5 protein-coding genes are annotated in these 5,030 nt (G+C 45.6%); 1 reads left to right on the top strand and 4 read right to left on the bottom strand.

Annotated features, from left to right (window positions below; genetic code table 11):
• Positions 1-190: 190 nt before the first annotated feature.
• Positions 191-664, bottom strand: a complete 474-nt coding sequence (locus QT974_RS30845) for a hypothetical protein (RefSeq protein ID WP_333472184.1) — start codon at positions 662-664, stop codon at positions 191-193.
• A gap of 171 nt (positions 665-835) precedes the next feature.
• On the opposite strand from QT974_RS30845, the gene uvrB reads away from it, so the two are divergent.
• The gene (gene uvrB, locus QT974_RS30840) at positions 836-2,848 is read left to right on the top strand and encodes an excinuclease ABC subunit UvrB (RefSeq protein ID WP_333472183.1); all 2,013 of its coding nucleotides are present in this window, start codon (positions 836-838) and stop codon (positions 2,846-2,848) included.
• 226 nt (positions 2,849-3,074) lie between these two features.
• Here uvrB and QT974_RS30835 read toward each other — a convergent pair whose 3' ends face one another.
• The 3 genes from QT974_RS30835 to QT974_RS30825 all read right to left on the bottom strand — a co-directional run bounded on the left by QT974_RS30835 (position 3,075) and on the right by QT974_RS30825 (position 4,321).
• Positions 3,075-3,443, bottom strand: coding sequence for a type II toxin-antitoxin system PemK/MazF family toxin (locus QT974_RS30835; protein WP_333472182.1), 369 nt, complete (start codon positions 3,441-3,443; stop codon positions 3,075-3,077).
• 5 nt (positions 3,444-3,448) lie between these two features.
• A complete protein-coding gene (locus QT974_RS30830) occupies positions 3,449-3,853 on the bottom strand; it encodes a hypothetical protein (RefSeq protein ID WP_333472181.1) in 405 nt (134 codons plus the stop codon).
• A gap of 111 nt (positions 3,854-3,964) precedes the next feature.
• On the bottom strand, positions 3,965-4,321 hold the full coding sequence (locus tag QT974_RS30825) for a hypothetical protein (protein ID WP_333472180.1): 357 nt from the start codon (positions 4,319-4,321) through the stop codon (positions 3,965-3,967).
• Positions 4,322-5,030 lie beyond the last annotated feature (709 nt).

Below are 5,030 nucleotides of genomic sequence, written 5' to 3'. Positions count from 1 at the left end.
CGCCCAAATGCTACGCCCCTACATATACATTTCGACTTTTGCAAGAGATATATTGTGGAAATTGGTAGGATTAAATAAATTACTTTCGACTATTCAAATTTTCAATCTCGTTCGTCACCAACTTTTCTAAAAATGTGTTTTTAGTCATTAGTTAATAGTGAAAAACTAATGACTAATGACCAATGAATAATTAATCTAAAAATCCCATTAAGGTCGAGCTGTCGTCAATGTCGTTGGAAGCAATTGGCCGGTTGCCTCCCATTGTGGAGTAAACTTCATCAATGTGCAGAAGGCTGATGCCAATAGGGCGCGCACCGGACATACTGAACATTTCGCTGACTTGCATGGCGCTGGAGCCGATCGGGCGTCTGCCGAGTGTAGCAACCACTTCAAACTCGCTGGCTTCGATCGGGCGATTGCCTACAGTGCCGTAGGTTTCGCTGATGTGCAGGGTGCTAGCGCCGATCGGGCGATTCCCCGAGATCGAGACTGTCTCGCTGATGGTAAAATCGTTTGGGCCGACGGGGCGGTTGTCATGTAGGAGCGGTGCCTGATAAAGTTGAATGCCCGCTGATTTGGCTTCGCTGGCGGGTGGTAGGGCCTTGGTAGTGCCTTTGCTGCCGCGGGCGCTTGCTTTGACTTTATCTTTGGGTGTGAGAGCCATAATTTTTTTTCCTTGCTGATTGCTGGGTTCGGACAACTGCTTTTCTGGGCTTTCTGCTTTCTATTTGGGCCGATAATTAAAATAATATTATAAAGTTTAACTATTTGATTAACGAAATTGCAGAATGTCGGCATTTTTGTTAAGATTTATCGGTAATAGCGACATTTTCCTATGGTAACTGCGGCAGCATCTTTTCAATTGCAAGCGCCCTTCGATCCCACGGGCGACCAACCGCTAGCGATCGCCCAACTCGTCAAAGGCATCCAAGCGGGCGATCGATTTCAAACCTTACTCGGCGCCACAGGTACGGGCAAAACCTTCACCATTGCCTCGGCGATCGCAAAAATCGGCAGACCCACCTTAGTATTAGCACACAACAAAACCCTGGCTGCTCAACTGTGCAACGAACTGCGCAATTTTTTTCCCAACAATGCAGTCGAATACTTTGTCAGTTATTACGACTACTACCAACCTGAAGCATACATCGCCGTTAGCGATACTTTCATTGAAAAAACCGCAGCAATTAATGACGAGATCGATATGCTGCGACACTCCGCCACGCGATCGCTCTTTGAACGCCGCGACGTAATTGTCGTAGCATCAATTAGCTGCATCTACGGTTTGGGAATGCCCGCCGAATACCTGAAAGCTGCTATCCCTTTGCAAGTAGGAATGGAAGTCAACCAGCGGCAAATATTGCGAGATTTAGTTAACGTCCAATATAGCCGCAACGACCTAGATTTAGGCAGAGGTAAATTTCGCGTCAAAGGCGACGTTGTTGAAATCGGCCCCGCCTACGAAGATAGAGTTATTCGCGTCGAATTCTTCGGCGACCAAATCGATGCCATTCGCTACGTTGACCCCGTAACTGGTAAAATCATCCAAAGTACAACGGCTTTAAATATTTATCCGGCGCGCCACTTTGTGACTGCTGATGATAAATTAGAGGCAGCTTGCCAAGGAATAGAACTCGAATTAGAAGACAGACTGGCAGAATTTGAAAAAGAAGGGAAACTATTAGAAGCGCAGCGGATAGAACAGCGCACCCGCTACGATTTGGAAATGCTGCGGGAAGTAGGTTACTGCAACGGAGTCGAGAATTATTCGCGGCATTTAGCAGGTAGAAATGCCGGAGAACCGCCCGAATGTTTGATTGATTATTTTCCGAAAGATTGGATGTTGGTAGTAGATGAATCCCACGTCACTGTACCGCAAATTCGGGGAATGTACAACGGCGACCAAGCGCGGAAAAAAGTATTGATCGAACACGGTTTTCGCTTGCCCAGCGCAGCCGACAACCGCCCGTTAAAAGCAGAGGAATTCTGGGCAAAAGAGAATCAGTGCATCTTTGTTTCTGCGACTCCTGGAAATTGGGAAATGGAAATCTCGGAAGGGAGAGTTGCCGAGCAAGTAATTCGCCCAACCGGAGTAGTCGATCCGACGATTTTCGTGCGCCCGACGGAAGGACAAATTGACGATTTGTTGGGGGAAATTAAGGATAGAGTCACTCGGGACGAGCGAGTTTTGGTGACGACTTTGACGAAGCGGATGGCGGAGGATTTAACGGAATATTTGCAAGAAAGGGCGATTAGAGTCCGGTATTTACACTCGGAAATTCAGTCGATTCAACGGATAGAAATTATCCAAGATTTGCAGGATGGTAAGTTTGATGTGTTGATTGGAGTTAACTTGCTGCGGGAAGGTTTGGATTTGCCGGAAGTGTCGCTGGTGGTGATTTTGGATGCGGATAAGGAGGGGTTTTTGCGATCGGAACGTTCTTTGATTCAAACAATTGGGCGGGCGGCGCGTCACGTGCAGGGACAGGCTATTTTGTATGCGGATAATTTGACTGATAGTATGGTTAAGGCGATCGACGAAACGGATCGGCGCCGGGGGATTCAGCTAGCGTACAATAAGATGCACGGGATTACGCCGCAGCCGATCGCGAAAAAGCGATCGACCAATGCGATTCTGGCGTTTCTGGACGTGTCGCGCAAGCTGAACTCGCAGCAGTTGGAGGAGGTTTACGAACAGGTGGATGAGTTATCTTTAGATGAGATTCCTCAGTTAATCGGGCGGTTGGAGACGCAGATGAAGGCGGCGGCGAAGAAGTTGGAGTTTGAGGAGGCTGGTAAGTTGCGCGATCGCATTAAGCATTTGCGCGATAAGCTGTTGGGACATTAGACTCGGCGGTTGAAACCGCGTCTACACGAACAAAACCCGCCTGCGCGGGTTGAAGAATGGATAGCAATGAGCAAATTTCAATTATTCGATGCAGTAGGGAAACGGCATTGCCGTATCCTAATTTTTAGATAATTTAAAAGCAACGGAGGACACGGCATTGCCGTGTCCCTACCTGAAGATAATATTGTAGGGAAACGGCATTGCCGTATCCTGATTTTTAGATAATTTAAAAGCCGAACATTAGCTTGAGTCCATTTGCGATCGGCTGATACTCTTCTGCGGTTAAACTGCCAAGATACCGCAATACTCGCCGGATATCTACAGTGCGTACTTGATCCAGCAATACTATCGAGTTGGCAGTTAAATTTCCCACTCCTGCCTGAAGGCTTGGGTATAAAATGGGATTTTGTGCATTCCAATCTCCTGATTGTCTGGTAATCGGCACAACAATCACAAGCTCAAAACGGATCGTACCTGTGTCGCTTGGGTTCCCCACTACTACAGCAGGGCGTCTTCCTTGTTGTTCGTGCAGTGCAGGCGTTTGAGGAGGGAAATCAACCAGTAAAATATCGCGGATGTTAAATGTATTAGTCACGCTTATTACTTTACCCTTTCGTCTTCAAGAATAACGGCACCTACTCCCGGTATATAGCGCACAGGTTGACCAAGTTTCATGGGGTCTACATCTCCCCAATCATAGGGAGGAATTTCATTATCGACGAGGTAAAGTTGACGCCAAGGCGATTTTGCCAATGCTTCGTCGGAAATGTCAGGAAAAAATATTAGCACTTCTGCGATGCCAACTGGAAAACCATTGAGTTTGCTCAAGCCATCTATAATGGCGGCTAAGACGGATAAGTCTAGATGGCTGAGGTTTTCTGCTTTTTCGATCAGTTGGTATACGGTTTCAGGATTGAGTGTTTCGCCGACAGCTTCGACCAAGTTTTCGGGGGTGAAACCTCGACATTTCAAGTATTGGGCTAGTTCTAAGCGAATTGTACTCATGGGTTTAGTTGAGAAAGATTTTAGGGTGAAGTGCGATCGCCCTTTACCATTGTCCTATTTTTTGGATGGGAAGGGCGATTCCACTTTTGATGAATTTACCTACATCCCTGTTTAATATTCCTCATCAAAAGAGTCTTCAATCGAAAGACCATCTGGCGAATACGGATCTACTCGTTGTCGCAGTTCAAGGTTCTCATCCTTCAATGAATCTACCTCTTGTTGTAGTTCCAGGTTTTCATCTTTTGAGTCATCTAACTTTTGTTGGAGTTCAAGGACTTTTTTCTCAAACAATTTGATAGTCTGATCTTGTGCTTCGTTTTCCTCAAGCAGAGAGTGGTTCCACTTCGCCAAAGCGCGGTTCGACTTTGCCAAAGCACGGTTCGACTCGGCTAAAGCAGAGAGGGTGTTCTTAGTCTGCCGAAAATTGGTGTACAACGACTCGCATTCTGGAGTATAATTGTGGGACATATATTTGAAATGTAGTTAGGTGTGTTTGCGGTGGTGTGAAGTTAGGATGTCAAACCACCGTGAGTTTGCTAGCTAAAGCAAGGCCTCTGTCTGAATCGTAGTTCAGGCGGGGCTTTTCCGTATCACACAGCATTCGGTGTTGCCAAAAATCTAAGGCATTAGAGCAAGGATTTTCAAACTTGAAAATTCAGGTGTCAAGGATTCAGTATTACGACAAATACAAGACATTAAAGGGTTATCGTTCTTACACTTGGCAAGGTGAGGACGCTCTATAGCAATCCTAAATGATTCACATTAATGTGTCAAGCCATAAATAGGACTATTTTTAGTAATTTTAAAACATTTTAATCTCTCACCCTTGTCCTGGTTATCCAGGATAAGGGTGAGAGATTAAAATGTGTATGTGTGACTATCAAAAGCTTGATAGTCAAAGAAGTCAGCATACCTGACTATTGTAAAAAAGACTCAGAGCGATATTGGAAATATCCAATATTATAATTAATGTACTTACCCGGATATTTAGGTATTAATTGTTTAGCATTTAACGAATCCATATCTTTTAACCACTGTCCTCGATCTTTGTCATAACTGACCAAACATTCCCAGGGATAGCAGCAATTGGCTGGGGCTTGGGGCGGGTGCATCTGGCGCAAGGCAAATATATCTGTAGGGGCGAAGCATGACCGCAATCAATATGGGATTATAACTA

This window comes from Microcoleus sp. BM001215392, assembly GCF_036700185.1.
Classification (GTDB): Bacteria; Cyanobacteriota; Cyanobacteriia; order Cyanobacteriales; family Microcoleaceae; genus Microcoleus.
This window is presented reverse-complemented; position numbering and strand designations above follow the sequence as displayed.